At 36.5% G+C, this 25,801-nt stretch carries 24 protein-coding genes; 16 read left to right on the top strand and 8 right to left on the bottom strand.

The window, feature by feature from the left end; all coding sequences use genetic code 11:
• Positions 1–73 precede the first annotated feature (73 nt).
• Positions 74–1,702 (top strand): ABC-F family ATP-binding cassette domain-containing protein, encoded by a 1,629-nt coding sequence (locus G504_RS0107320; protein ID WP_019669505.1) that lies wholly within the window; start codon positions 74–76, stop codon positions 1,700–1,702.
• A 29-nt stretch (positions 1,703–1,731) separates the two neighbouring features.
• Positions 1,732–2,874, top strand: coding sequence for a hypothetical protein (locus G504_RS0107325; protein ID WP_157473123.1), 1,143 nt, complete (start codon positions 1,732–1,734; stop codon positions 2,872–2,874).
• Between the two features lie 55 nt (positions 2,875–2,929).
• On the opposite strand, the gene G504_RS0107330 is transcribed toward G504_RS0107325, so the two are convergent.
• Positions 2,930–3,646, bottom strand: coding sequence for a hypothetical protein (locus tag G504_RS0107330; RefSeq protein WP_019669507.1), 717 nt, complete (start codon positions 3,644–3,646; stop codon positions 2,930–2,932).
• A gap of 203 nt (positions 3,647–3,849) precedes the next feature.
• Here G504_RS0107330 and G504_RS0107340 point away from each other — a divergent pair, with 203 nt between their 5' ends.
• Positions 3,850–4,401, top strand: coding sequence for a fasciclin domain-containing protein (locus G504_RS0107340; RefSeq protein WP_019669508.1), 552 nt, complete (start codon positions 3,850–3,852; stop codon positions 4,399–4,401).
• Between the two features lies 1 nt (position 4,402).
• On the opposite strand, the gene pheT is transcribed toward G504_RS0107340, so the two are convergent.
• On the bottom strand, positions 4,403–6,829 hold the full coding sequence (pheT, locus tag G504_RS0107345; RefSeq protein ID WP_019669509.1) for a phenylalanine--tRNA ligase subunit beta: 2,427 nt from the start codon (positions 6,827–6,829) through the stop codon (positions 4,403–4,405).
• 127 nt (positions 6,830–6,956) lie between these two features.
• Between pheT and G504_RS0107350 the strand changes: the two genes are divergently transcribed.
• Positions 6,957–8,177, top strand: coding sequence for a peroxiredoxin family protein (locus G504_RS0107350; RefSeq protein WP_019669510.1), 1,221 nt, complete (start codon positions 6,957–6,959; stop codon positions 8,175–8,177).
• 48 nt (positions 8,178–8,225) lie between these two features.
• On the opposite strand, the gene leuB is transcribed toward G504_RS0107350, so the two are convergent.
• Positions 8,226–9,344, bottom strand: a complete 1,119-nt coding sequence (gene leuB / locus G504_RS0107355; protein WP_019669511.1) for a 3-isopropylmalate dehydrogenase — start codon at positions 9,342–9,344, stop codon at positions 8,226–8,228.
• On the bottom strand, positions 9,345–10,517 hold the full coding sequence (locus G504_RS18380) for a 2-isopropylmalate synthase (protein WP_019669512.1): 1,173 nt from the start codon (positions 10,515–10,517) through the stop codon (positions 9,345–9,347).
• 145 nt (positions 10,518–10,662) lie between these two features.
• Here G504_RS18380 and G504_RS0107365 point away from each other — a divergent pair, with 145 nt between their 5' ends.
• The gene (locus tag G504_RS0107365) at positions 10,663–12,207 is read left to right on the top strand and encodes a hypothetical protein (RefSeq protein ID WP_019669513.1); all 1,545 of its coding nucleotides are present in this window, start codon (positions 10,663–10,665) and stop codon (positions 12,205–12,207) included.
• Positions 12,208–12,298: 91 nt separating this feature from the next.
• On the opposite strand, the gene G504_RS0107370 is transcribed toward G504_RS0107365, so the two are convergent.
• Positions 12,299–12,997 (bottom strand): RluA family pseudouridine synthase, encoded by a 699-nt coding sequence (locus G504_RS0107370; RefSeq protein ID WP_019669514.1) that lies wholly within the window; start codon positions 12,995–12,997, stop codon positions 12,299–12,301.
• A 5-nt stretch (positions 12,998–13,002) separates the two neighbouring features.
• Positions 13,003–13,821 carry a 3-methyl-2-oxobutanoate hydroxymethyltransferase gene (gene panB / locus G504_RS0107375; RefSeq protein ID WP_019669515.1) on the bottom strand — a complete coding sequence of 273 codons (819 nt, stop codon included), beginning with the start codon at positions 13,819–13,821 and terminating at the stop codon, positions 13,003–13,005.
• A 110-nt stretch (positions 13,822–13,931) separates the two neighbouring features.
• Here panB and G504_RS0107380 point away from each other — a divergent pair, with 110 nt between their 5' ends.
• From G504_RS0107380 to G504_RS0107390, 3 genes are all read left to right on the top strand, one after another.
• Positions 13,932–14,387, top strand: a complete 456-nt coding sequence (locus G504_RS0107380) for a hypothetical protein (RefSeq protein ID WP_019669516.1) — start codon at positions 13,932–13,934, stop codon at positions 14,385–14,387.
• 178 nt (positions 14,388–14,565) lie between these two features.
• On the top strand, positions 14,566–16,473 hold the full coding sequence (gene dnaK, locus G504_RS0107385) for a molecular chaperone DnaK (protein WP_026348451.1): 1,908 nt from the start codon (positions 14,566–14,568) through the stop codon (positions 16,471–16,473).
• Positions 16,474–16,575: 102 nt separating this feature from the next.
• Positions 16,576–17,520, top strand: coding sequence for a hypothetical protein (locus tag G504_RS0107390; RefSeq protein WP_157473126.1), 945 nt, complete (start codon positions 16,576–16,578; stop codon positions 17,518–17,520).
• Between the two features lie 5 nt (positions 17,521–17,525).
• Here G504_RS0107390 and G504_RS0107395 read toward each other — a convergent pair whose 3' ends face one another.
• Together G504_RS0107395 and G504_RS0107400 are read right to left on the bottom strand one after the other, a co-directional pair.
• A complete protein-coding gene (locus G504_RS0107395) occupies positions 17,526–18,092 on the bottom strand; it encodes a GNAT family N-acetyltransferase (RefSeq protein WP_019669519.1) in 567 nt (188 codons plus the stop codon).
• Entirely contained in the window at positions 18,089–18,739 is a 651-nt protein-coding gene (locus G504_RS0107400) for an alpha/beta hydrolase (protein ID WP_019669520.1), read from the bottom strand. The genes G504_RS0107395 and G504_RS0107400 overlap by 4 nt, the downstream gene beginning before the upstream one ends.
• Before the next feature lie 58 nt (positions 18,740–18,797).
• Here G504_RS0107400 and G504_RS0107405 point away from each other — a divergent pair, with 58 nt between their 5' ends.
• The 8 genes from G504_RS0107405 (at position 18,798) to G504_RS0107440 (ending at position 25,801) form a co-directional block, all read left to right on the top strand.
• Positions 18,798–19,220, top strand: a complete 423-nt coding sequence (locus G504_RS0107405; protein ID WP_019669521.1) for a PaaI family thioesterase — start codon at positions 18,798–18,800, stop codon at positions 19,218–19,220.
• 1 nt (position 19,221) lies between these two features.
• Positions 19,222–20,271: a chorismate-binding protein gene (locus G504_RS0107410; RefSeq protein ID WP_019669522.1), complete on the top strand. Its 1,050-nt coding sequence runs from the start codon at positions 19,222–19,224 to the stop codon at positions 20,269–20,271.
• A 49-nt stretch (positions 20,272–20,320) separates the two neighbouring features.
• Complete coding sequence (gene menD / locus G504_RS0107415; RefSeq protein ID WP_019669523.1) at positions 20,321–22,078, top strand: 2-succinyl-5-enolpyruvyl-6-hydroxy-3-cyclohexene-1-carboxylic-acid synthase; 1,758 nt, start codon at positions 20,321–20,323, stop codon at positions 22,076–22,078.
• A gap of 32 nt (positions 22,079–22,110) precedes the next feature.
• Entirely contained in the window at positions 22,111–22,455 is a 345-nt protein-coding gene (locus G504_RS0107420; protein ID WP_019669524.1) for a DUF2853 family protein, read from the top strand.
• 66 nt (positions 22,456–22,521) lie between these two features.
• Positions 22,522–23,352, top strand: a complete 831-nt coding sequence (locus G504_RS0107425; RefSeq protein ID WP_019669525.1) for a CvfB family protein — start codon at positions 22,522–22,524, stop codon at positions 23,350–23,352.
• Positions 23,353–23,506: 154 nt separating this feature from the next.
• Positions 23,507–24,103: an SPOR domain-containing protein gene (locus G504_RS0107430; protein WP_019669526.1), complete on the top strand. Its 597-nt coding sequence runs from the start codon at positions 23,507–23,509 to the stop codon at positions 24,101–24,103.
• Complete coding sequence (menA, locus tag G504_RS0107435) at positions 24,103–25,011, top strand: 1,4-dihydroxy-2-naphthoate octaprenyltransferase (protein WP_019669527.1); 909 nt, start codon at positions 24,103–24,105, stop codon at positions 25,009–25,011. Before G504_RS0107430 ends, menA begins: the two co-directional genes overlap by 1 nt.
• 37 nt (positions 25,012–25,048) lie before the next feature.
• The gene (locus G504_RS0107440; protein ID WP_019669528.1) at positions 25,049–25,801 is read left to right on the top strand and encodes a LytR/AlgR family response regulator transcription factor; all 753 of its coding nucleotides are present in this window, start codon (positions 25,049–25,051) and stop codon (positions 25,799–25,801) included.

The following is a 25,801-nucleotide window of genomic DNA, read 5'->3' on the forward strand; positions in this document are numbered from 1 at the left end:
TAAATCCTATTGTTGATTATTGCCACTTAGGATTATTTTTCCCTATTTTTGCAAAAATTTTAAAAATACAAGTATGTTATCTGTTTCCAATTTATCAGTTCAATTTGGTAAAAGAATACTTTTTGATGAAGTAAATGTGAGTTTTACCCAAGGCAACTGTTATGGCATTATTGGCGCCAATGGAGCGGGTAAATCTACTTTTTTAAAAATACTTTCAGGTGAAATTGACCCAACCTCGGGCAGTGTAAACCTTGAACCGGGCAGGCGTATGTCTGTTTTAGAACAAAATCATAATGCCTATGATGATATACCTGTACTGGAAACGGTTGTTATGGGAAACAAACCCTTATACAATATTAAAAAGGAAATAGATGCCCTATATGCCGACTACAGTGATGAAAATGCGGATAGAATTGGGGAGCTGCAGGTAACCTTCGAAGAAATGAATGGCTGGAATGCCGATAGTGATGCAGCTACTTTACTTTCCAACCTGGGAATTCCTGAAGTATTGCATTATACATTAATGTCTGAAATAGATTCGAAATTGAAAGTTCGGGTTCTTTTGGCTCAGGCCCTGTTTGGCAATCCGGATGTTTTGATTATGGATGAACCCACAAATGATTTAGATTACGAAACCATTACTTGGTTAGAAAATTTCCTCGCATCTTATGACAATACAGTAATTGTAGTATCTCATGACCGTCACTTTTTAGATGCGGTTTGTACCAATATTGCCGACATAGATTTTGGTAAAATGAATTCATTTTCCGGTAATTATTCGTTTTGGTATGAGAGCAGTCAATTAGCAGCCAGGCAAAGGGCACAACAGAACAAAAAGGCAGAAGACAAGGCCAAAGAATTACAAGAGTTTATTCAGCGCTTTAGTGCCAATGTTGCTAAAAGCAAGCAGGCAACATCAAGAAAAAAAATGCTGGAAAAACTAAAAATTGAGGACATCAAACCATCGAGCAGGAGATACCCTGCCATTATTTTTGATCAGGAACGAGAAGCCGGAGATCAAATTTTAAATATTGAAAATTTGTCTGCGCGTTCTGAGGACGGGGAATTACTCTTCCAAAACCTAAATCTGAATTTAGCCAAAGGAGATAAGGTGGCTATTTTGTCCAGAGATTCGAGGGCGACAACTGCTTTTTATGAAATTATCAACGGTAAAAGAAAAGCGGACAGCGGTAAATTTCACTGGGGAATTACAACAACGCAGTCTTATTTGCCTGCCGATAATTCCCATTATTTCAATGAAAATCTAAATTTGGTGGATTGGTTGAGGCAATGGGCCAAAACCGAAGAAGAAAGAGAGGAAGTATTTATCCGCGGATTTTTAGGTAAAATGTTGTTTAGCGGGGAGGAAGCATTAAAAAAATGTACGGTTCTTTCCGGAGGCGAAAAAGTTAGATGTATGCTAAGCAGAATGATGATGCTAAGGGCTAACGTCCTTATGCTGGATGAACCTACCAATCACCTAGATCTGGAAAGTATAACAGCTTTTAACAATTCGCTCAAAAATTTTAAGGGTACTGTGTTATTTACCACGCACGACCATCAATTCGCTCAGACAGTGGCTAATAGGATTGTAGAATTAACCCCAAAAGATACTATTGACAGATATTTAACGTTTGATGAATATATGTCTGACAAGGCTATACGAGAACAACGTGATAAAATGTATGCAATACCCGTATAGCTGAATAGGACCTCCCAAATCCTAATGCTATGCAAACCTGCAGAATTTGTTTTGTAATGCTTGCCTCTTTCTTAATTGGGTGCAGTGATAATACTGATGGCTATCAGGAATCAAAAGAGGAATTCCCGAATTTGGATGCAACCTACTCGCTATTGTTTGAAACCAATGGACTTCTATCACTCATTAAGCTAAGTGCAAATGCTGAAGCTATTTTCCCGGATCCCGGAATAAGTGAATTTGAAAGTATTTTACTCCCTTCAGTGACTTACAGAAATGGAGATGAAATAAGTCTCTTTCATTCTCTGGCAGATTGTTCTGGCAATATTTCATTATATAATTTTAAAAATGATGCGCTGAAAAAAACCGTTGTCTTTGATGATTTGAGAAATTGCGACCTTATTGTCCACGCACTCGCTCATTATGGTAATATGTTCTACATTGGCTATGAGGTTCCGGGTACCGGAGCCAAAGAAACACTCTATTATGCTCGTATAATTGATTCTTCCCCAACAGAACCGGAATTTTTTGATATTGAAATAGATAAAAAACCCCTACAGGCAATAGTTTCAAATAACAGGGTATTTGTTTTATCAGAGGATATGGAAGATAGTTATAGAAATTACCTTTTGGTATATGATACACAGGAAGAAGAATTTACTGCAGATATAAATCTCGGATTTGAGGCGCAAAAACTATTTAAATCTGATGATGGTAATATAATAGTCAGTTATCCCGAAATGCATAATTTTGTTAGCAGTTCTACCATGGCGATAGTCAAAACGACGCGTTATGAAGAAGGTAAAGAACCCGGATTTGCAGATTCTGAGGCCTCCTTTAGCGATGAGCAGGGGAATCTATATTATTCAATGCAAACGGATTATTCCGGGACTTCATATCCCAATATTCCCGCCGTTTATGATTTTCAAACGAATACCGCAATTCTGTATTACTACGAGAATTTTTTATCTGAGCAGGAACAACTCGTTGAATTCAAAATTGGCAGTACGACCATGGTTTCATATGATGCCAAAAACAACCTTGTTTTAATTGGATATAAAAAGGCGGGTGATCCTGATAAAGGGGGGCTATTACGCATAAGACCAATTCCTAATCCGGCATTTATAGACAATATTGACGTTAATGGGGTGCCTTTTCAGTTATACACAGATTAAATTACTGCATCAGGGATCTTAATTAGCGTTGATTTGGAAGTTCCCGGATTTGGGTTCAGGCATTAAAATATTTGCTATTCCATATAGCGGGATTAAAATTCTTGCCCAATGCGAATCCATAAAAAATGACTACGGCAGCGACCGACTTAAACATGAAAAAGAATATTATCATGAATTCTATTTGGGAATTAGATTTTGAAAAAAGGCCGTCAGGAACAAAAAGCGTTGTCAGAAAACTAATTAAAACAACAAGCAAGGTTAGATTGACAATGTTCTTAAAGGGCCAAACCAGAATGCGGCGCATAGGATGCAGATCATTCCCCCATTTATCAATTAAATAGAAATATCCATTCCCGATTGGCGCAAATAATAAAGGATCATCTTTATCCGCTAATTTAAAAAGCTTTGAAGGTGCTACTATTTTAAAACCCTCAATTTCCATTTCATGTTTTTCTTCCAGTAATTTAATCTTACTAATTGTTTTATGAGGAATTTCACCCTTAAAATATTTTGAGTCTAAAAACCTAAGCCTGTAGTTAATACAGATTTCCTTAATTTGATCAATGTGAAAAATTCTATCTGTCTCCAGCAGATCGAAGTTGAAACTATTTTCTACTCGACTGGTGTTGCCCGATATTTTCTTCAGAATTTTCTCTTCTTTCCTGGCAGATTTCTGCAAGAGCAAATAGACTTCCCTAATAATTTGTTCTTCGGAGAACTGAAGTTTGGTCTTATGAAGTTGCTCCTGAATATTCGTGGGTTTAAATAACATAAGTTTCTTTTTCTAGCAATGGACTCAAAAATAATGAATTGACTTTATGATACAAATTCTGTTTAACATTTCATCAATGTTAATATTTTGTTAAATTCTTTCAAATGCATTTTCAACTTGTTGCATCTCTGCTTCATAATTGTATCTTGTCGGGCTTTCTTTACCGTTCATCGATAATTCCGAACAATATAAATTAGATACCTATGAAAATTTTGGCAACCCCCCTTAGCCTGCTCGCCATAATGGTATCTTTAACAACTTTTTCTCAAACTTCTCTGGTTTCCTCCAAAAATGATCATACGGAAAAAACAATCATTCGAAGCACTGAGGAATCTCAAATTCACAAAATACTTCTTACTGCCTTAAAAGCAGCTGATCTGGAAGAAACACTTGCAGGAGAAGGTCCATTTACCGTTTTTGCCCCTTCAGACGGAGCCTTTGAGAAAATGTCTTCAGAAAAAATAACTGAACTACTGAGACCTGAAAATAAAAGGGCACTGCAATCTTTTGTTACTTACCATATCGTTGCAGGTAACCTTACGGCATCAAAAATATTAAAGGCAATGTGTAGTGGTAAAGGTACTGCGAGCTTGACTACGGTTCAGGGTAATGAGCTATTGGTTACGATGGATGGAGTTGACATTGTTCTAACAGACTGTTTTGGAAATATTGCCAGGATAACCTCTGCGGATTTCAATCAAAGTAATGGAGTGATTCATGTAATAGACAGGGTAATTATACCAAATCAATTATAGTCTATCGCAGCTCAGCGCCTAACTCCTTTTCAAATCGTTGTTGTAATTTTTTCATGATCTTATCGATCTGCTTATCCGTTAATGTTTTACGGGGATCCCCAATGGTAAATCCTACTGCGTAAGATTTTTTTTCCGGAGGAAGATTCTTCCCGGTATAAACGTCAAAAAGTGTAATATTTTTTAGCAGATTTCTTTCTGTATCGTATGCAATGGTTTTGATTTCATCAAACGAAATATTGTTGTCCAATAATAAAGCCAGATCTCTTTTAACCTCCGGATACCGGGGAATATTCTCAAAAATTATTTTGCTATTGCGTATTATCTCTGATAATTCGTCCCAATTAAAATCAGCATAAAAGACATCCTGTTTAATATCAAACTCTTTTAAAATAGATTTTTGAACCATTCCAAAAGAGACCAACTCAGCATTATTCTTTTTAAGACATAGGCCTTCAAGAAAAATGCTATTTTGCTTGAAGGAAGATTGGTAATCTACAATACCAAGGCGCTCTAAAACCAATTCAACAGCTGCTTTTAGAAAATAAAAATCTGTAGGCTTCGAAGGAGAGATCCAGCTGTTCTCATTACGGATACCTGTGACAATTAAGCTTAAGTGCTTGAATTCTGAATACTCCGACTTTGTGCGTTGGTAGGTTTTCCCGAACTCGAAAAAATTAAGGTTCTGTTTTTTTCTGTTTATATTATAAGAAACTGTTTCCAAAGCGGTAAATAACATGGTTTGTCTCAAAACGGACAAATCTGTACTCAAAGGGTTTAAAATTGTGACCCTCGATTCTTCAGAATCATTTCCCAACAAAGTATCATTATCAGGAGTGGTTAGGCTATTGGTTAAAATTTCATAAAAACCTCTCGCAGCCAACATGTCACCAATTAGTTTTTCGAGTTTATGATCTTCAAAGCGCGTACTGCTTGCAATAGAAGCATTTAGCTTTTCCTTGGAATCAATGTTGTTATAACCGTAAACCCGCAAAATTTCCTCAATTACATCTACCTCTCTTTGCACATCTACTCTGTAAAACGGTATAAGCAGTCCCAATCCGGATTCCGTTGAATTTTTAACCTGAATATCCAGGGAGGCTAAAATGGACTTAATAGTGTCTGCCGGTATTTTCTGACCAATTAAAGTATCAATTTTTTCGAAAGAAAGAAATACCTGATAATCATCTTTTTTTCGGGGATATAGATCAATTATATCAGATGTAATATCTCCTCCGGTGATCTCACGTATTAATAAGGCCGCCCTGCGCAGGCAATACTCAACATTATTTATATCGACCCCTCTTTCAAAACGAAATGAAGCGTCTGTATTTAATCCATGGCGTTTGGCAGTTTTCCTGATGGAAACAGGATCGAAATAGGCGCTTTCAAGAAATATTGATTTGGTACTTTCCGTTACACCTGTATTAATGCCTCCAAAAACACCGGCGATACACATTGGCTTTTCCTCATCGCAAATCATTAGGTCTTCCTCATCCAATATGCGTTCTTCGCCATCCAGGGTCATAAATTTAGTTCCGGATGGTAAAGTTTTAACAACGATCTTTTTACCCTGAATTCTGTCAGCATCAAATGCGTGCAGGGGCTGTCCTAATTCGTGCAGAACGTAATTTGTGGCATCTACAACGTTATTGATAGGACTTAAGCCAATAGCACGCAATCTGTTTTTTAACCAATCCGGAGAAGGTTGTACAATTAGGTTACTAAGAGTTACGCCACAGTACCTCGGTGCCAGGGTATTATCCTCAACGGAAACATCTATTTTTAGCGATCTGTTTTCAACGTTGAAATTACTTACAGAAGGAGTGATAAGTTCGGTTTGTATATCTCTTTGATTCAGTCCTGCCTTCAAATCCCTGGCCACTCCATGATGACTCATGGCATCAGCTCTGTTTGGTGTTAAGCCTATTTCAAAAACTTCATCTTTCTCTATTTTAAATATTTCAGAACAGGCTGTTCCCGGTATAAGGGCTTCACTTAAAACCATAATGCCTTCGTGGCTGTCACCTAAACCCAGCTCATCTTCGGCACAGATCATTCCATGACTCTCAACCCCTCGAATTTTCCCTTTCTTAATCACCAGGGTTTTGCCCTCATTGGTATACAGTGTAGATCCTATTGTAGCCACAGGAACCATTTGGCCCTCGGCCACATTTGGTGCACCACAAACTATTTGAACAGGTTTTTCTAAACCAATATCAACCATAGTGAGTTTTAACCTATCGGCATCCGGATGCTTTTTGCAGCTTAAGACATGACCCACTACTATACCCTCTAAAGAACCTGGAATAGACTCGAATTGGGAAATACCTTCTACTTCAAGTCCTAAATTGGTTAGAAGCTCTCCGATTTTTTCAGCTTCCCAGTCGAGTTTAAGAAACTGTTTTAACCAGTTATAGGAAATTTTCATTGGTTAGTTTTAGCCTGCAAAGATAAAACAAAGGACTTACACATTCAATATACCGGACGTTGAATAGCTTTATTTTTTATTGAAGGATATTAGTCGTTATTTCGCATGAAATAATATAACTGATCCAATGAGAAGATTTTACTGCTTTTCCCTGCTCTTTTTAACATTATTTTCCTGTGTTAGTCCTGAAAATGAAGGCCTGAGAGAGGGCAGGTGGCTCGCTCAATTGGAGGTTATGGACAACAAGGTCCTTCCCTTTAATTTTGATTTAAGAAAAGAGGAATCAGGTTATGTGATGGACATTTACAATGCCGGAGAAACCATTCAGGTTGATGAGATTGAAATTGATAATGACACCATAAAGATAAAAATGCCCGCATTTGAGGGCTATATCTCAGGTACATATAGTAATTCAGCTATTAATGGCGAATTTATAAAAGAAAGCCTGGATAGGATAGTACCATTTTATGCCGTATTTGGCGATAGTACCAGATTTCGTAGCACAGAAAATGCCGGATTAAACGTTTCGGGGATATGGGAAACCAAATTCAGTCCGGATACTGATGAGGAGTATTTGGCTAAAGGAATTTTTACACAGGAAAAAAATAAGGTTACCGGAACGTTTAGAACCAACACCGGTGATTATCGATATCTGGAAGGAATTGTAGACGGTGACAGTTTAAGATTATCAACTTTTGACGGAGCTCATGCTTTTTTGTTTACCGCAAAGGTGACGGATAGTAGTTTAAGCGGTACTTTTTATTCAGGAAATCATTTTAAAGAACCTTTTATTGCTCTCAGGAATGACGAATTTGAATTGGCTGATGCGGAATCGCTCACATTTTTAAAAGAAGGATATGATGAATTGCAGTTTTCGTTTCCTGACACCAATGATAATCTCATTTCACTGGAGGATTCCAGATTTAAAGAGAAAGTGGTAATCATTCAAATCATGGGAACCTGGTGTCCGAATTGCCTTGATGAAACCAGATTTTTGTCGGATTATATAAAAACCGGGAAACAAGACAATTTAGAAGTCGTTGCATTAGCTTTCGAGTATGCCAAAACCAAAGACCTGGCGTTTCAAAGAATAGAAAGAATAAAAAGCAGAGTAGGGGTTCCCTATCCAATTCTTCTTGCCCAGTATGGCAGTTCAGATAAAATTAAGGCAAATGAAAAACTACCTATGTTAAATCATATTTTGTCATACCCAACAACCATTTTTATTGATAAAGGCGGAAAGGTAAGGAAGATTCATACAGGATTTAACGGGCCTGCTACCGGAGAAAAGTATATTGAATTTAAGGAAGATTTTGAGGATTATATTGATTTGCTCTTAAGTGAATAATTCAAAATTTAGGTGAGGTAACTTAGGGATCATTAAATAATACCCTTCTTAAATTATGGTAGATTTACCCAGCCAAATATTCTCCCTGTTGATTGTAGGATGATCATCTAATTCCCTGATATTGCTGGAAATAAAATCACCTACATCATTGGTTCCATATTTGCTGTTTTTATCCAAATCAGGAGTTACAATGTCATTTTTCATGGACTTAAGTACGGCTATTACAACTGCTTTTGACTCTTCATCCAGCTTAAAATGGTCTAGCAGCATAGCCGTAGATAAAATTGAAGCTATAGGGTTGGCAATATCTTTATCTTTAGCCTGTGGATAAGAACCATGAATTGGCTCAAAGAGTGCATGGCTTTCGCCCACTGAGGCAGAAGGCAGGAGTCCGATTGAACCCCCAATTACACTTCCCTCGTCAGAAAGAATATCGCCAAACATATTTTCAGTCAGTATGACATCAAATTGACTCGGATTTAAAATAAGTTGCATTGCTGCATTATCTATAAATAAGAATTCCAAAGCAACTTCCGGGTAACTTTCTCCAATTTTAGATACTACTTTTCGCCAGAGTCTTGAAGATTCCAGGACATTTGCCTTGTCCACAAGTGTTACTTTCTTTCTTCTTGTTTTGGCCGCCTTAAATGCCATATGAGCTATACGACTAATTTCTGCCTCAGAATAGGTGCATAAGTCCGATGCAACAGTACCGTCTTTGCTCAAATGTTTCTCACCAAAATAAATGCCACCAATAAGTTCGCGGTAGATTACAAAATCTGTACCCCGGATAATTTTTTTCTTCAACGGAGATTTATCAATAAGCGTTGGAAATACTTTTACCGGTCGGATATTGCTAAAAAGTTCCAGCTCTTTCCTTAATTTTAAAAGACCCTGCTCCGGCCTGATTTTGGCATCAGGATCGTTGTCATACTTAGGATCACCGATTGCCCCGAACAAAACGGCATCTGCCTCCTTACATAATTTTAAAGTGGAATCAGGAAGTGGGTTACCTGTTTTATCTATTGCTTTAGCGCCAACTACTCCTTCGATAAACTTAAACTGATGACCAAATATTTCCTCAACGGCCCGAAGACACTTTACGGCTTGAGCAGACACTTCGGGGCCAATTCCGTCACCGGGCAAAAGTGCAATTGTAAGGTTCATTTATGCAATACTTTCAATATTTATTGGACTTGCTTCAATGATTTGATGGATATCAGTATCAACAATTTCTTTTTTCTGGTCGGCAAATTTTAAGAATTCAGTGTAAACACTATCCAATTGTACTTTTGTTAGTTCATAACCAACTTTTTTGGCCCTGTATGCCAATGCAGCTCTACCACTTCTTGCTGTCAGGACAATGGAAGATTCGTTGACCCCTACATCCTCAGGGTCAATGATTTCATAGGTTTCCCGTTTTTTAATCACTCCATCCTGATGAATTCCTGAACTATGCGCAAATGCATTCGAGCCAACAATAGCTTTGTTGGGCTGCACTACCATCCCCATTTTATGTGAGACCATCTGACTGGTACTGTATAATAATTTGCTGTTAATATCCGTATCCAGATTTAGATCCGGGTGCTGTCTTAAAATCATCACAACCTCTTCAAGAGAAGTATTCCCGGCTCTTTCACCAATGCCATTAATTGTGCATTCTATCTGTCTGGCACCATTTATTACTCCCGAAATTGAATTGGCTGTTGCCAGGCCCAGGTCATTATGACAGTGGCAGGAAAGTTTGGCTTTTTCAATTCCTTTTACATTCTCTTTGAGATACTTCATTTTTGCACCATACTCTTCCGGCAGACAATATCCCGTAGTATCGGGTATATTCAATACAGTAGCACCGGCTTTGATAACAGCTTCGCATACGCGTGCCAGGTATTCATTATCGGTTCTTCCAGCATCTTCGGCATAAAACTCCACATCTTCGACAAAAGTTTTTGCATATTTGACCGCATCTATTGCTCTTTCAAGAATTTTATCAGGGGTTGAATTAAATTTGTATTTGATGTGTGACTCAGAAGTGCCAATTCCAGTATGTATTCGTGGTTTTTTAGCATATTTCAGAGCTTCAGCAGCTACTTCGATATCTTTCCTGACAGACCTTGTTAATCCGCATACTGTTGCTTCCTTTACAATTTTTGCAATTTCATTAACAGATTTAAAGTCACCAGGACTCGAAATTGGAAATCCGGCTTCAATGATATCAACACCCAATTGGTCCAGCCGTTCCGCAATTACAAGTTTCTGTTTAGAATCTAATTTACAGCCCGGAACTTGTTCCCCATCCCTGAGTGTAGTATCAAAAATGTCTACCTTATCCATACTCATTATTTTTGCATAATTTTAGTCACTATACGAATATATAGTTAGGAATGTGAAATGCTTTAAAACCTAAAATGCATTTACAACGTTAATATACTTTTTAGCATTCGTAAAGTATTGAAAAACAGCTATATAAATTATATTTTTTACGATGACAAATGTCCATAAAGATTCATTGTTTGTTTTAGTTAAGTCTCTTTCCAAATCTGAAAAGAGACAATTTAAACTATATGTGGGTCGTCTTGGGGTTAATACAGATGCCAAATTTCTCGCACTTTTTAATTTACTCGATAAACTTAAGAGTTATAATGAAAAGGCCATTTTAGAGAGTGGAATTGTAAAAAAGACGCAACTTTCTAACCTAAAAGCGCATTTGTACAAACAGATATTGGTTAGTTTAAGATTAAATCCTGTAAATCAAAATATTAGAGTTCAAATAAGGGAGCAGTTAGATTTCGCTACTATACTTTATCAAAAAGGATTGTATAAGCAAAGCCTGAAGATTTTGGATAAAGCTAAAGGAATAGCAATAGATAACGAAGAGAAAAATATTGCCTATGAAATAGTAGAATTGGAAAAAATTATAGAAACCCAATATATTACAAGGAGTATTCCGGACAGAGCAGATGAATTGGTTCAGCAGGCCAGGAAATTATCGGAGCAAAATGTAATGACCAGCAAACTTTCTAATTTATCCCTTCAGTTATATGGAATGATGCTTAAAGTAGGCTATGTACGAAATGATAAAGACCTTCACCGGGTAAGGCGATATTTCTCAGATCATTTACCGGAATATTCAATTAAAGACCTTGGTTTTAGGGAGAAGCTATGGTTGTATAAAGCCCATTTGTGGTATAGTTTTTTGATCCAGGACTTCTTATCCTGTTATAAATATGCCAGTAAATGGGTAGATCTTTTCTATGATAATAAAAAAATGATCTATTTAAATCCTGTTTTCTTTTTGAAAGGAAATCATTATTTACTGGAATCTTTGTTTTTTGTTAAATATAGCTCACAATTTAAAGAAACACTTGAAAAGATGGAGTCTATCGTTAGTGAAAAAGACTTTTCTAAAAATGACAATATAGCATCTTTGGCTTTCCTATACATTTATTCAAATAAATTGAATCTTCATTTCCTGGAAGGTACATTTGACAAGGGATTATACCTGGTAAAAATAATTGAATATGGGATCACAAAGCATCGCGATCGCATAGACCAGCATCACATTATGATATTCTATTATAAAATTGCCTGCTTGTATTTTGGTGTTGGGGATAATAAAACCTGTATAAAATACCTGAAGAAGATCATTGATAACAAAAAGTTAAAGATGAGGGAAGATCTTATGTGTTTTGCAAGGGTTTTGAGTTTAGTGGCCCATTATGAGGCAGGAATGGATTATCATCTGGAGGTTCAGCTTAAAAGCACCTATAAATTTCTGCTCAAAATGAATGATCTTCAGGCTGTTCAAAAAGAAATGATTAAATTTTTAAGGAAATTAGGGGATATTTATCCACATGAATTAAAAGCAGAATTTCAAAAACTTTATGATGAACTGAAAAAGTACGAAGATCATCCGTACGAAAAACGGGCCTTTCTTTATTTGGATATCCTCTCCTGGCTGGAAAGTCATTTGCAAAACAAACCAGTTGGGCAAATCATTCGCGAGAAAGCCCTGGCTATTGCCCGTTGATTTCCGGTAAGATTATATCTTTCGTAAATCTTTTGTATTCCATAACATGAAGTTTATTTTTTAGTTGGTTTTTTCGAAATATAGCGGGTATTTATGAACAGGCATCCCATACAGCATCTTCAAAGGTAGGTGCCAATATCTTAATTGTTTCCTTTTTAACAGGATGCAAAAATTCTATACTTCTTGCGTGCAGATGAATACTTCCATTTTTATTGCTTCTGTCAAAGCCATATTTCAAATCTCCCTTAATAGGACATTTTATTGCTGCCAGTTGTGCCCGGATTTGATGATGTCTCCCGGTTTTTAAATTGATTTCCAACAAATAATAATTGTTCAGTTTTTTTAGGGTTTTATAATCTAAAATGGCTTTTTTACTATTGGGAACCTCTTTAATATGAGCATATGACTTATTCTGCCTTGTGTTTCTGACCATCCAGTGCTCCAGTGTTCCCTGTTCATTTTCGGGCTGATTTTTTACAATTGCCCAATATGTTTTTTTTGCTTCTTTTTTTGAGAATAATTCGTTTAACCTGGATAGTGCTTTCGAAGTTCTTGCAAATATTACGATACCAGAGGTAGGTCTGTCTATTCGGTGAACTACACCTAAAAAAACTTTCCCCGGCTTATTATGCTTTTTTTTAATGTATTGTTTAACAATTTCACTCAGAGGAATATCACCTGTTTTATCACCCTGAACTATATCGCCAGGCCTCTTATTAATGACAATTATATGGTTATCCTCATATAATACCAGAAGATTTTGTGAATTGGTCTTGGTTCTCTTGTCCACTAATTTTAATATTGCTCATCATCACTTGGGAAATCCTGGCTTTTCACATCGCTTACATAGCGAGAAATAGCATTTCCCATGTCCTCATAAAGATTCATGTATCTGCGCAAAAATCGGGGATTGAATTCATGCGTCATGCCAAGAAGATCATGGATAACCAATACCTGACCATCCGCAAATTTGCCACCGCCTATTCCGATAGTTGGTATGGAGATCTTTTCCGATACTTTTTTGGTTAACAATGCAGGTATCTTTTCAAGGACAATTGCAAAACAGCCAAGTTTCTCAAGAATTTCTGCATCTTCCAGTAGTTTTTCTGCTTCATCCTTTTCTTTGGCCCTTACAGTATAAGTACCAAATTTATAAATGGCCTGTGGCGTCAATCCAAGATGCCCCATGACCGGTATACCGGCATTCAGGATACGTTTTACCGATTCTTTAATTTCAACACCTCCTTCAACCTTTACGGCATGAGCACCACTTTCTTTCATAATTCTAATAGCAGACCGAAGAGCTTCCTTGGGATCACTCTGATAACTTCCGAAAGGAAGATCAACTACTACCAAAGCCCTGTTTACTGCTCTTATAACAGAAGAGGCATGGTATATCATCTGATCGAGGGTTATAGGCAAGGTGGTCTCATGACCCGCCATGACATTACTCGCAGAATCACCAACCAATATGACGTCGACTTGGGCATCGTCCACAATTTTTGCCATAGAATAATCATAAGCAGTTAACATGGAAATTTTCTCTCCCTGCTTTTTCATTTCTATTAAGGATTTTACGGTGACTCTTTTGAATTCTTTTTTCGAAACAGACATGGCTTTACTTTTGGCGAGTTAAATGTAAGGAGTTTTGTTCAATTGATAGGAGTAAGCTGCAGTGTTTAAATAATTCCTTACTTTGGTTCAGAATTTAGAACCATTGAAAAATGAGAGTATTATTAGGTTTATTGTTGATTTTTAGTTTCGAAACAGTAAATGCCCAGGATAATGAAAAAGAGGAAGTGAAGAAGACGGTTCAAATGTTTTTTGATGGATTTCACAAGCAGGATTCAATCCTTATTAAAAGCACAACCAGCCCCGAAATAATTTTGCAAACCATTGGCCACAATAAAGATGGAATAAGTGTAGTTAAGACCTCAGATTTCAGCGATTTCCTAAAGGCAATAATTAGTATTCCCGATTCTACAAAATTTCAGGAAAAATTACTTTCCTATCAAATTAAGGTGGATGGAAGTATGGCCAATGCCTGGACTCCCTACGAATTCCTGATCAATGACTCATTGAGTCATTGTGGAGTAAATTCATTTCAACTGCACAAACAAGACGGTACCTGGAAGATTATTTATCTTATAGATACCAGACGACGACAGAACTGCAACTAGAATAAAAATATTTTTTCATCCGAATTTCAACCCCTGTTATTGTACTTATAAATAAGGGGCTGGTCATAGTTAACTACTTTAGTAATGACATCCTGTCAGTTTTTCCCTGTTGGCATACTGTTTGTCATTTAGATTAGCATTAAACTATAGATAAATATTAACGTATAAAATAAAATAGATGAGCAAGATTATAGGAATAGATTTAGGAACAACGAACTCCTGCGTTTCCGTAATGGAAGGCAATGAGCCGGTTGTAATACCCAATGCAGAAGGTAAGCGCACTACACCTTCTGTAGTTGCATTTGTAGAAGGAGGTGAAATCAAAGTTGGGGATCCTGCAAAAAGACAGGCAGTGACAAACCCAAAAAACACTATATATTCCATTAAACGTTTTATGGGGAATAAATTCTCAGAGTGTCAAAAGGAAATTGACAGGGTACCCTATAAGGTCGCAAAAGGAGATAACAATACACCAAGAGTAGATATTGATGGACGTTTGTATACGCCTCAGGAGATTTCGGCAATGGTGCTGCAAAAAATGAAGAAAACTGCTGAAGATTATTTAGGGCAGTCTGTTACTTCTGCTGTAATTACAGTTCCCGCTTATTTTAATGACGCTCAAAGACAGGCAACTAAGGAGGCAGGAGAAATTGCAGGACTTAAAGTAGAAAGAATTATCAACGAACCCACAGCAGCTTCATTAGCTTATGGATTGGATAAAAAACACAAGGATCAGAAAATTGTAGTATTCGATTTCGGTGGAGGTACGCATGATGTTTCTATTTTAGAATTAGGGGATGGCGTTTTTGAAGTACTTTCAACAGATGGCGATACACATTTGGGAGGAGATGATGTTGATCAAAAAGTTATTGACTGGTTGGCAGATGAATTCAATAAGACCGAGAGCATTGACCTGAGAAAAGATCCAATGGCATTGCAAAGATTACGTGAGGCAGCGGAAAAAGCAAAAATTGAATTGTCTACCTCCGCACAAACCGAAATTAATCTTCCATATGTCACTGCTACAGCCTCAGGACCAAAGCACCTTGTTGTTACACTGACACGTTCGAAATTTGAACAATTGATTGCTGATTTAGTTAAAAGAACTATTAAGCCTTGTGAAACAGCTTTAAAAGCAGCAGGACTTTCGAAAAGTGATATTGATGAAATTATTTTAGTTGGCGGATCTACAAGGATTCCGGCAGTTCAGGAAGCTGTTGAGAAATTCTTTGGAAAAAAGCCATCTAAAGGAGTAAATCCTGATGAGGTTGTAGCTGTTGGAGCTGCCATCCAGGGAGGAGTACTTACAGGGGACGTTAAAGATGTCTTGTTGTTGGATGTTACGCCATTATCTCTCGGAATTGAGACTATGGGAGGCGTAATGACCAAATTAATTGAGTCTAATACAACTATTCCAACAAAAAAATCACAGGTATTTTCTACGGCAGCAGATAATCAGCCATCAGTTGAGATCCATGTTTTACAGGGAGAAAGACCTATGGCTACAGATAATAAAACCATTGGAAGATTCCACCTGGATGGTATTCCACCTGCCCAGAGAGGAGTGCCTCAAATTGAAGTAACCTTTGATATTGATGCAAATGGTATAATTAAGGTGTCCGCTACTGACAAGGCTACAAATAAGACCCAGGATATCAGAATTGAAGCTTCTTCCGGACTTACGGAAGAGGAAATCAGCAAAATGAAAGCAGAGGCCGAAGCTAATGCCGAATCAGATAAAAAAGCAAAGGAAACTGCTGATAAAATGAATGAGGCCGATAGTATGATATTCCAGACTGAGAAGCAATTAACCGAGTTTGGAGATAAATTATCGGAAGACAAGAAAAAGCCCATTGAAGATGCCCTGGCAGAACTTAAAACCGCCTATGAAGGTAAAGATGTTGAAGTAATAACCACTGCATTGGAGAAAATAAATGAGGCCTGGAAAGTTGCTTCTGAAGAAATGTATAAGGCCCAGGCTGAAGCTCAGCAGGCCGGAGCATCACCTAATGGTGAAGAGACTGCTTCTGAAGATTCAAAAGAAGGAGATAATGTCGAAGATGTAGATTTTGAAGAAGTAAAATAAAGAATAAATTAAGTAGGTTTAAAGGGCGGTTTTACCGCCCTTTTTTATTTTCGGCAGGCTATTTGTTTCATGTTAAAGTATAAAAGAAGTAATTTTGTTTCAATGCAAAAAAACGATACTACTTTCATTCTGCGATTACTATTGGTAATAGGACTTTTATTATTGCCTGATAAAACTTTTACCCAGGAACCCCAAATCTTTACCTTAAAAGATTTTGACCTTAGGGGAAATGTAAAGTCGTGCCTGGTCATTACAGATTATGGCAAAGAAGAATTCGAATTCAACAGGGAAGATTTACTTACCAAAAATGTAACCCGCTATAACGATTCGGATTATGACATCACGTATTACAAATATGCAGGAGGGCAGTTGATGGAAAAGCGTGATGAGATTTATCGGGAAGGGGAGTTTGATAAGCAGACTTCAATTGCACATTTTTATGAAGTAGATACTTCCGGCACTAAAAAGGTTTCAGAAAAAATTATTTCTTATAGCGGTGATGTCCTGGATATTTATGAATATTCTTATGATGAGGATGGAAATCTTGTAAAAATTATAAGATCCAACAATAAAGGCTTAGATGAGACAAATATTGAATATAACACATATCAGGGCGAAACAACCATAACCTATTTATTGAACGGCGTACTTCTTAAATCAATAAGAACTTCTTTTAGAAAAAATAGAAAGGGCGCTAAGGAGAAGATAGTTTTGACAAAAGGATTCATTGAAGGAGTTCCTGATAGTGCACAAGAGAAGATATATGATACAGAGGACAAATTGATATCGCTGAAGGAATTCAACTACGATGAAATTAAAAAGTCATTTGTTGCCAATAAGTTTATAAACTATACTTATGATGACACAGGCTTACTTTCCAGGGAGGTTGAAAAAAATGACAAATCTGTAAACACCAAAGATTATATCTACCAGTTTGATGGTACGGAAGATGGTAATTGGGTAAAAAAGATAATTACACCAAAAAACCTTTTTACAACTCGGAGTATTAGCTATTATAAGGATGAAAAAATTAAAATAGAGGAGTAGAAACACTAATCACCAGAGAGCTCAATTTTACCCCATTCATTTTTTAGAATCCCATAAACACAGGTGTTCCTTTTAAAACCATCAAGCAAAAAAACATTTTTTCGAAGAATTCCTTCCAGAACTGCCCCCAGCTTTTCTACGGCTTTTCGGGATTGCATGTTGCGCTCGTCAATCCGGAAGGTAATTTTCTCAAAACCAAGCTTGTCGAAAGCATGGTTAATTAGCAGATGTTTCATTTCGGAATTAAGACCGGTACCCTGAAACTTTTTACCTATCCACGTAGAACCAATTTCCAATACCTTATTAGTGAAATCAATATTCATATATCTCGTGCAGCCGGCAAAGGCCCCGACTTTTTTATCATAAATAATAAAGGGCATGGAGGATTTTTTTTTCTGTTGATCAAGAGCAGTCTTAACATAATTTTCAAGCGCAGTTGGAGATGCTATATCAGAAGGGGAATATTGAATAAGTTTATGCTCCGTAGCTACAAACCGTAAATTTGTATAATTATCCAGGGTAAGCGGTGAGAGTCTTACCCGGTCATTTTCCAGAATGGTAGATGTTATCATTTTATCAAATCATTAATAAGCTCTTTTTTAATTATATGCCCTCCATCAAAAATATGCTCATTTGCCCTTCCATTAAATATTACCCGGCTTTTTTCTCTCTCAATGGATAAGCGTTCCTTTGTAATATATTCATCTTTATCGCCAATAACAATGGCTATCTGAGTAGTCGAACTTAAATGTGCAAAATCGTTTGAGTTTAGTTCATCCGGGATACCCCCGGCATATAGAACCAGTTGATTGCATTTAATCTTACGTTGCACCACCCATCGTGTTGCCATGGAAACTCCCTGGGAGAATCCGAATATAATTAGGTTGTGGGTGGCGAGAATCGACTCCTTTTCCAATATAGCATCAAGATAGTTGAGGTTATTGTTTATTTCAATTTTAGTATTTTCTTTTGTCAGCCAGCTTGCACCCACATGTTTAAAAGAATTATTCATATAATATTTGGAAGGAGCCTGTGGGGCAATAATATAATTTTCAACCGGATCTAGTTCGTCAAAATATTTCAGGAAATATTTGCTCAAATATCCCATCCCGTGGAAAACTATCCAAACATTTTTTGTTTCTTTTGTAAACTCGTTTAATGTTTCATAGGTGTTTGTACTTTGATACCTGACAGATTTTTCGAAAGGTTTCTTACCCATATTATTTCAATTGTTATTAGTTGTATTTGAATGCTTAATTTTACGCAAAATTTTTTCTATGAACGAATACAAGGACAAAATACTTAAGGTTTGTAACGACATCCGTAAAAATACTTTAATGGAGACTCTCGAAATTGAATATATTGATGTGGGTGAAAACTATCTGGTGGCTAAAATGCCTGTAAATTCCAGGGTTCATCAGCCAGATGGCATCTTGCATGGAGGTGCTACTATTGCTCTGGCTGAAAGTGTAGGGAGTGCTGCCTCTTATGTATTTCTCGATGCTCAAAAAGTTATTGTACGGGGCATCGAAATATCGGCAAATCACCTGCGGAGTATAAGTGATGGAGAAGTATTCGCAAGAGCCACAATCATTCATAATGGAAGAACCACCCAATTGTGGGACATTAGAATAACTGACAGGGAAGATAACCTTATTTCATTGTGCAAGCTAACCACTATTTCCCTACCAAGAGCATAATATGTTTCAGGAACACCTTGGCATTATAGAAGAACACTTGAAAAGTGAACTACCTTTTGTTGCCTATAGGAAACCCAAAACCAATGAGGTTATATCAATTCTCCAAAATGATTCAACGCTGCATCGTATACATGATTTTAACGAGACAGGTTTTGTTTTCGCACCTTACAATAAAAAGGCTACTGCGGTTCTAATTCTTCCCGATAAAGTCCTTTCGCATGAATATCAGCTAAAGGAATTTGAGTACAATACGGGTAGCTTTCCGAAAATCTCCGAAGAAGACAAAATATACCACATAGAAATAGTAAAAAAAGGGATTAAAAAAATAAGAAATAATAAATTGGAAAAGGTAGTGCTGTCCAGAAAGATAGTGGTTCCCAATCAATCTTCACCTATTAATATCTTTCGAAAAGTCCTCGATGCTTATCCTGATGCCTTTTGTTATTTCTGGTACCATCCAAAAATTGGTCTCTGGATAGGTGCTACTCCTGAATTGCTATTGCATAAACAAAATACCACTTTGGATACTGTCTCTCTTGCCGGTACAACAAAGAATACAACCAAAGATATTCCTATGTGGGGTCAAAAAGAATTTGAGGAACAGGAAATGGTTACCCGGCATATAGTTCAACGGCTCAGGAGTTGCGTCTCTGACTTGTCAATTGGCAAAGTAACTTCGGTAAGAGCAGGTAATTTATGGCACCTTAAGACTAAAATTTGGGGAACAATTCGCGATTTGGAATTAGAAAAAATAATTCAGGCATTGCATCCAACACCTGCTATTTGTGGACTTCCTGTCAGTGAGGCAGAAAGATTCATTAACAAATATGAGAATTATGACCGGGAATTTTATTCCGGATTTTTAGGAGAACTAAATATGGGTACGGACAAAAACACGCACCTCTTTGTAAACCTCCGGTGCATGCAACTAAAAGGTAATTCTGCCTTTCTTTATGTAGGAGGGGGCATAACATCTGCTTCTAATGCACAGCAAGAGTGGATGGAAACTGTTCATAAAAGCGAAACCATGCTAAATATGATATTTAATTAGGTTAATTCATTGGATTTACAAAAAGTTCCGTCGTATTTTTGTGGTGCCTATGAAATATTCTAGTATTCCTTCGGCTCAATCGCTTGTTTTCCATTGTAAATCAAGGGGTATAAAAAACGTAGTGATCTCTCCGGGTTCAAGGAATGCCCCGTTGATCATTGGATTTACAAATGACCCTTATTTTTCTTGTTATAGTATAGTTGATGAGCGCAGCGCGGCTTTCTTTGCCTTAGGCATGGCACAGCATTTACAAATGCCGGTACTGGCCGTTTGTACTTCCGGGAGTGCACTTTTAAATTATTATCCGGCAGTGGCGGAAGCTTTTTACAGCGATATACCTCTTGTAATTGTTTCTGCGGACAGACCGGGTTATAAAGTGGATATTGGGGATGGTCAGACTATTAGACAGGAATCATTATTTGAAAAGCATATTGGCTATTCTGCCAATTTAAAACAGGATTTATCACATGCAACCAGGACCATAGAAAAGTACGATCCTTCCTCATTTTCAAATGATTATTCTTTAGAACAATTGCAGGCTCAAATTCAGAATTTTAATGATGTAGAGCTAAATAGTGCTTTTAAGGCTGCAATTCTCCAAAAAAGCCCCGTTCAAATTAATATACCATTTGAAGAACCTTTATATGATGTACTGGAGAAACAGGAGCTAAAACCATTTTGTTCCCCGCTAAATTTAGAGAATAGCCATAAGGATATCAATTTTGAAGAACTTGCCCAAATTTGGAATTCATGTGAAAAGAAAATGATTATTATTGGTGTTAATAACCCCGGTAGTATCAATGCCGGTTATTTAAATACCATTGCAAATGATGATTCAGTGCTGATTTTTACAGAGGTTACTTCCAATGTACATCATAAAAACTCTTTCCCAAGTATTGATAGTATCATTGCACCAATTGAAAAATCGAAAGAGAAAGAATTGCTTTTTAAGGAACTACAGCCCGAATTACTCATTACAATGGGGGGTTTGATAGTTTCAAAAAAGATTAAAGCATTTCTAAGACAATATAGACCAAGGCACCATTGGCACATAAACAATAAAAAAGCCTACGACACTTTTTTTAGCCTTACCAGGCATATTAAAACGGATGAAAATTGGTTTTTCGAACAATTTTTGGAAAATATTTCAGAGGTGCCAAGTAATTATTTCAGCAAATGGAATGACGTAAAACAAGAATACCTCGGTAAAAGGAAAACGTATTTAAGTCAAATTCCATTTACAGATTTCTTGGCGTTTCAAATTATTTGTGCCAGCATTCCTAAAAACTATCAGTTGCACCTTGCAAATAGCTCAACGGTGCGTTACGCCCAGCTGTTTGATTTAGATCCTTCTCTTAAGGTATATTGCAACAGGGGAACAAGCGGCATAGACGGAAGTACTTCTACTGCAGTCGGTTCTTCAATTCATTCAGTGAATCCTACCTTGCTTATAACCGGAGATCTGAGTTTCTTCTATGACAGTAATGGTCTGTGGAATACTTATAAACGAAACGATTTCAGAATAATAGTTATTAACAATGGTGGCGGCGGAATTTTCAGGATCCTGCCGGGTAAGGAAAATTCTCAGAATTTTGAGACCTTCTTTGAGACCGTACAGGATTTGGATTTGCAAAAGCTTTGTTCATTTCACGATATAGATCATCTGGTGGCTGAAGACAAAAACACCTTAAATAGTGCCTTATCTACTTTTTATAGGCCCTCTGATTTGCCAATGCTTTTGGAGGTAAAAACCCCCAGATTATTAAATGATAAAATTTTGCTCACGTATTTTGATTTCATATCTTAGGATATTATAAAACACAAAAGGACAAAGCCATTATGAGCAATAGGAGGGATGATCTCATTGAAAAGTACGCTTCCGATATTAAAGGTAAATTTGATCAAACTCCTGATATGGATCTACTGAAAAAAGTTACTATTGGACTTGGTCCGGCCATATACAATATGGATTCTTCTAAAGTGTCGGGATCGGATGAAGCTGAACTTGAAACTGTCAGGAAGAATTTTTTAATTAAGAAATTAGGTCTTTCCGATAGTCCTGCATTAATGGAAGGTATCAGAAGTGTAATGGACAAATATGGCAAATCGGAAAGAAATAAACATCGTGCTGTAGTTTATTATATGTTGGCCAAGCTCTTTAAAAAAGAATCTGTTTATAATTAGAACATTGAAAAAAGGCCGTTCTTAAAATGAACGGCTTTTTTATACCACTTTGAATAGAATGACTAAATGATAGAATTAGGAAATTACAACACATTGAAGATTCTCAGAGAAACAGCTGTAGGTTTATTTCTGGGTGATGAGGATGTTGATGACTTATTACTACCTACGAAATATGTTCCGGATGATTTTAGAATTGGGGATGACATAAATGTATTTTGCTACCTGGATCATGAAGAACGTCCTATTGCGACAACCCTCAAACCCTTAATTACAAGAAATAGTTTTGGTTGTCTTAGGGTAGCCGAGGTAAACGATTTCGGGGCTTTTTTAGATTGGGGATTGGAAAAACATTTGCTTGTGCCCTTCAGGGAACAGCAAACAAAAATGATTGAAGGAGAATCTTATGTGGTTTTTTGTTACCTCGATGAAAAGACCTTCAGGTTAGTTGCTTCATCTAGATTGGACAAATTCACCCAGAATGAAGAGATGTCACTAAACCCCAAAGATGAAGTAGATCTTTTAGTTAGCAGGCAATCTGAATTAGGTTGGAATGTTATAATAAATAATAAATACAAGGGACTGGTTTTTGAAAGTGAAGTATTTCAACCCATTAAAGCTGGGGATACCTTAAAAGGGTATGTAAAGAAAATCCGGGAGGATAATAAAGTTGATATTTCTCTAAAACCCATTGGTTATATGGGACTGGAACCTGCTGCCAATCAGATCTTTAAACAGTTGCAAGAAGCCGGCGGACATATTCCAATTCACGATAAATCCTCTCCGGAGGAAATAAGGGAGATGTTTCAGATGAGTAAAAAAGTATTCAAAAAAGCTATAGGAACACTTTATAGGGAAAGGAAAATTGAAATAAAAAGTGACGGAATATATGTTGTATAGGCAGAATTAATTTTTCATTAGTTTTAAACATTTGTCCAATGCGTTTTTAATTCTTCCCTTAAATCTTTTACTTTTGCCAAATAAACTGATTTATTTTGTTGATAATAAGCTTTTTACTTATTTTTAACTATTGACCCCCTAAATTAAATATCAAATGCCATTTATAGAAGAAAGTGATTTATTAGAATTGCATAAAGACATTGACAAAGCACAGATCATTAATGAACGCTTATTAGATCAAATAAAATTTAAAAATAAAGAATTAAAAAGGAGTAAGATCCAAAGAAATATACTGGCTGGAGTTACGACCCTTTTTCTGATTGGAGCTCTTGCAGTTACTTCTTTTACTGCCGGTCTTAGCAGGTCTAATACCTATGATAATCAAAATTTATTAGTTTCTATCGATAGCCTGGATGCTGTTAAAACCAGAATTGACAATCTTCAGCAGAAGAATGAAGAGTTGAGTTTGGTTAAAGAGTTCTATCTGGCAAAAATGTTCTTGGAAAAAGAAAAAATTTACTCCGTACAGGTTAAATCCTTTGTTGATAATAACCTTACCCTCGCATCAGAATCTTTAACAAACACCATGTTTGTTAAAACCAATCCTTTTTATTCTTATTCCCTTGGAAATTTCGAAACATTAGAAGAAGCGAGATCCTTTAGGTATCAATTAGTTAAAATGGGCTTTGAAGATGCCTTTGTGGCTTCATACCAGGATGGAAAGCGATTAAAAATTGAAGACCCTTATTAGTGATAAAATTCAGAGCTTGGCTGAGTGCAGCCCGCTTAAGAACACTTCCCTTATCGTTGTCAGGCATTTTAGTAGGTACCGCACTGGCGAATATTTACGGTAAATGGGATATATATATTTTTATTCTTGCTTTATTAACTACGGTGGCTTTTCAAATAACTTCGAATTTTGCCAATGATTATGGAGATGGAGTAAAGGGTACAGACAATGAGGACAGAATAGGCCCTATGCGTGCACTTCAAAGTGGTAGATTGTCTGTAAGTGAATTAAAAACAGGGATCCGTATAGCTGTCGTTATAGATGTATTCCTGGTATTTCTACTATTATACTTTTCTTTTGAGCAGGAACATCTGCAATATGTTCTTTTGTTTGCGTTATTGGGTATCGCCAGTATCTGGGCAGCTATAAAATATACAATTGGCAACAATGCATACGGATACAGAGGATTTGGAGACCTTTTTGTATTTATTTTTTTCGGACTTTTAAGTGTTTTGGGTTCTATGTTTTTGTATACAAAGTTTTTTATGCCAATAGCCATACTTCCTGCGGCCTCAATAGGTTTTCTTAGTACGGCAGTTCTTAATTTAAACAACTTAAGAGATGCAGAATCTGATAAAAAATCTAATAAGGACACTTTAGTCGTGAAATTAGGAGCAGCCAAAGGGAAAGCATATCATTATGCCTTGATTATTTTGGCATTCATTTGTATGTCCATTTTCGTAGGAAGCCACTTTTATTCATGGAAAAGCGCTATCTGCATGATCGCATTTGTTCCTCTTTTTATTCATTTGCGATTAGTTAGTAAAATTGAAAGCCCCCGGAATTTTGACCCTGAATTAAAAAAAGTGGCTCTCAGTACTTTTCTGCTGGGATTCCTGTTTTATCTTGGATATTATTATTTTTTGTAAATTTGAATATACATAACCCACTAATAACTTACTTACTTTGGAACAAGCTATAAAGATTCTTATTGTAGAAGATAATGTGATTATTGCAGATGACATGCAATCAATGCTGGAGGAAATAGGATACGAAATTGTAGATAATGTTATTGTATACGAACAGGCTGAGGAGGTTTTAAAAAACAATCATGTGGACCTGGTTCTTATCGATATCATATTAGCATCCGACAAAACAGGTATAGACTTAGGAAAGCATATAAGGGAAAATTACAACATTCCCTTTATTTTTGTTACCTCCAACTCTGACCGGGCCACCGTAGAAAATGCCAAAACTGTTAAGCCCAATGGTTACCTTGTAAAACCATTCGAACAGCAGGATTTATATACTTCAATAGAGATTGCACTTTCTAATTTTGACTATTCAACTAAGGAAGGGGGACAACAACACCCGGAAGATGAAGATAGGATAGTATCCAACTCAGTTCTCAAGGACTCTATTTTTGTTAAGAAGCAACACCTATATTATAGAATTCAGTTTGGTGATATCCAGTTTATAAAGGCAGATAATGTTTACCTGGAAGTAAATACCGTAGACAAGAAATTTCTTGTTCGGTCTCCTTTAAAGGATTATTTAGAGAAATTACCCAAAAATAAATTTTACAGAGCACATAAATCCTATATCGTTAACGTTGATCATATAGACGCAATTAACTCAAAAGATATTATGATAAATAATACTCTGATCCCAATTTCTAAGGATTTCAAAGAGTTTATTATTTCAGCAATGAATTCTTAG

Source organism: Eudoraea adriatica DSM 19308, assembly GCF_000382125.1.
GTDB lineage: Bacteria > Bacteroidota > Bacteroidia > Flavobacteriales > Flavobacteriaceae > Eudoraea > Eudoraea adriatica.

What these genes read in the sequence shown, in the direction of transcription:
- G504_RS0107320 (WP_019669505.1), top strand. Translation starts at nt 74, where the DNA reads ATGTTATCTGTTTCCAATTTATCAGTTCAATTTGGTAAAAGAATACTT.
- G504_RS0107325 (WP_157473123.1), top strand. Translation starts at nt 1,732, where the DNA reads ATGCAAACCTGCAGAATTTGTTTTGTAATGCTTGCCTCTTTCTTAATT.
- G504_RS0107330 (WP_019669507.1), bottom strand. Translation starts at nt 3,646, where the DNA reads ATGTTATTTAAACCCACGAATATTCAGGAGCAACTTCATAAGACCAAA.
- G504_RS0107340 (WP_019669508.1), top strand. Translation starts at nt 3,850, where the DNA reads ATGAAAATTTTGGCAACCCCCCTTAGCCTGCTCGCCATAATGGTATCT.
- pheT (WP_019669509.1), bottom strand. Translation starts at nt 6,829, where the DNA reads ATGAAAATTTCCTATAACTGGTTAAAACAGTTTCTTAAACTCGACTGG.
- G504_RS0107350 (WP_019669510.1), top strand. Translation starts at nt 6,957, where the DNA reads ATGAGAAGATTTTACTGCTTTTCCCTGCTCTTTTTAACATTATTTTCC.
- leuB (WP_019669511.1), bottom strand. Translation starts at nt 9,344, where the DNA reads ATGAACCTTACAATTGCACTTTTGCCCGGTGACGGAATTGGCCCCGAA.
- G504_RS18380 (WP_019669512.1), bottom strand. Translation starts at nt 10,517, where the DNA reads ATGAGTATGGATAAGGTAGACATTTTTGATACTACACTCAGGGATGGG.
- G504_RS0107365 (WP_019669513.1), top strand. Translation starts at nt 10,663, where the DNA reads ATGACAAATGTCCATAAAGATTCATTGTTTGTTTTAGTTAAGTCTCTT.
- panB (WP_019669515.1), bottom strand. Translation starts at nt 13,821, where the DNA reads ATGTCTGTTTCGAAAAAAGAATTCAAAAGAGTCACCGTAAAATCCTTA.
- G504_RS0107380 (WP_019669516.1), top strand. Translation starts at nt 13,932, where the DNA reads ATGAGAGTATTATTAGGTTTATTGTTGATTTTTAGTTTCGAAACAGTA.
- dnaK (WP_026348451.1), top strand. Translation starts at nt 14,566, where the DNA reads ATGAGCAAGATTATAGGAATAGATTTAGGAACAACGAACTCCTGCGTT.
- G504_RS0107390 (WP_157473126.1), top strand. Translation starts at nt 16,576, where the DNA reads ATGCAAAAAAACGATACTACTTTCATTCTGCGATTACTATTGGTAATA.
- G504_RS0107395 (WP_019669519.1), bottom strand. Translation starts at nt 18,092, where the DNA reads ATGATAACATCTACCATTCTGGAAAATGACCGGGTAAGACTCTCACCG.
- G504_RS0107400 (WP_019669520.1), bottom strand. Translation starts at nt 18,739, where the DNA reads ATGGGTAAGAAACCTTTCGAAAAATCTGTCAGGTATCAAAGTACAAAC.
- G504_RS0107405 (WP_019669521.1), top strand. Translation starts at nt 18,798, where the DNA reads ATGAACGAATACAAGGACAAAATACTTAAGGTTTGTAACGACATCCGT.
- G504_RS0107410 (WP_019669522.1), top strand. Translation starts at nt 19,222, where the DNA reads ATGTTTCAGGAACACCTTGGCATTATAGAAGAACACTTGAAAAGTGAA.
- menD (WP_019669523.1), top strand. Translation starts at nt 20,321, where the DNA reads ATGAAATATTCTAGTATTCCTTCGGCTCAATCGCTTGTTTTCCATTGT.
- G504_RS0107420 (WP_019669524.1), top strand. Translation starts at nt 22,111, where the DNA reads ATGAGCAATAGGAGGGATGATCTCATTGAAAAGTACGCTTCCGATATT.
- G504_RS0107425 (WP_019669525.1), top strand. Translation starts at nt 22,522, where the DNA reads ATGATAGAATTAGGAAATTACAACACATTGAAGATTCTCAGAGAAACA.
- G504_RS0107430 (WP_019669526.1), top strand. Translation starts at nt 23,507, where the DNA reads ATGCCATTTATAGAAGAAAGTGATTTATTAGAATTGCATAAAGACATT.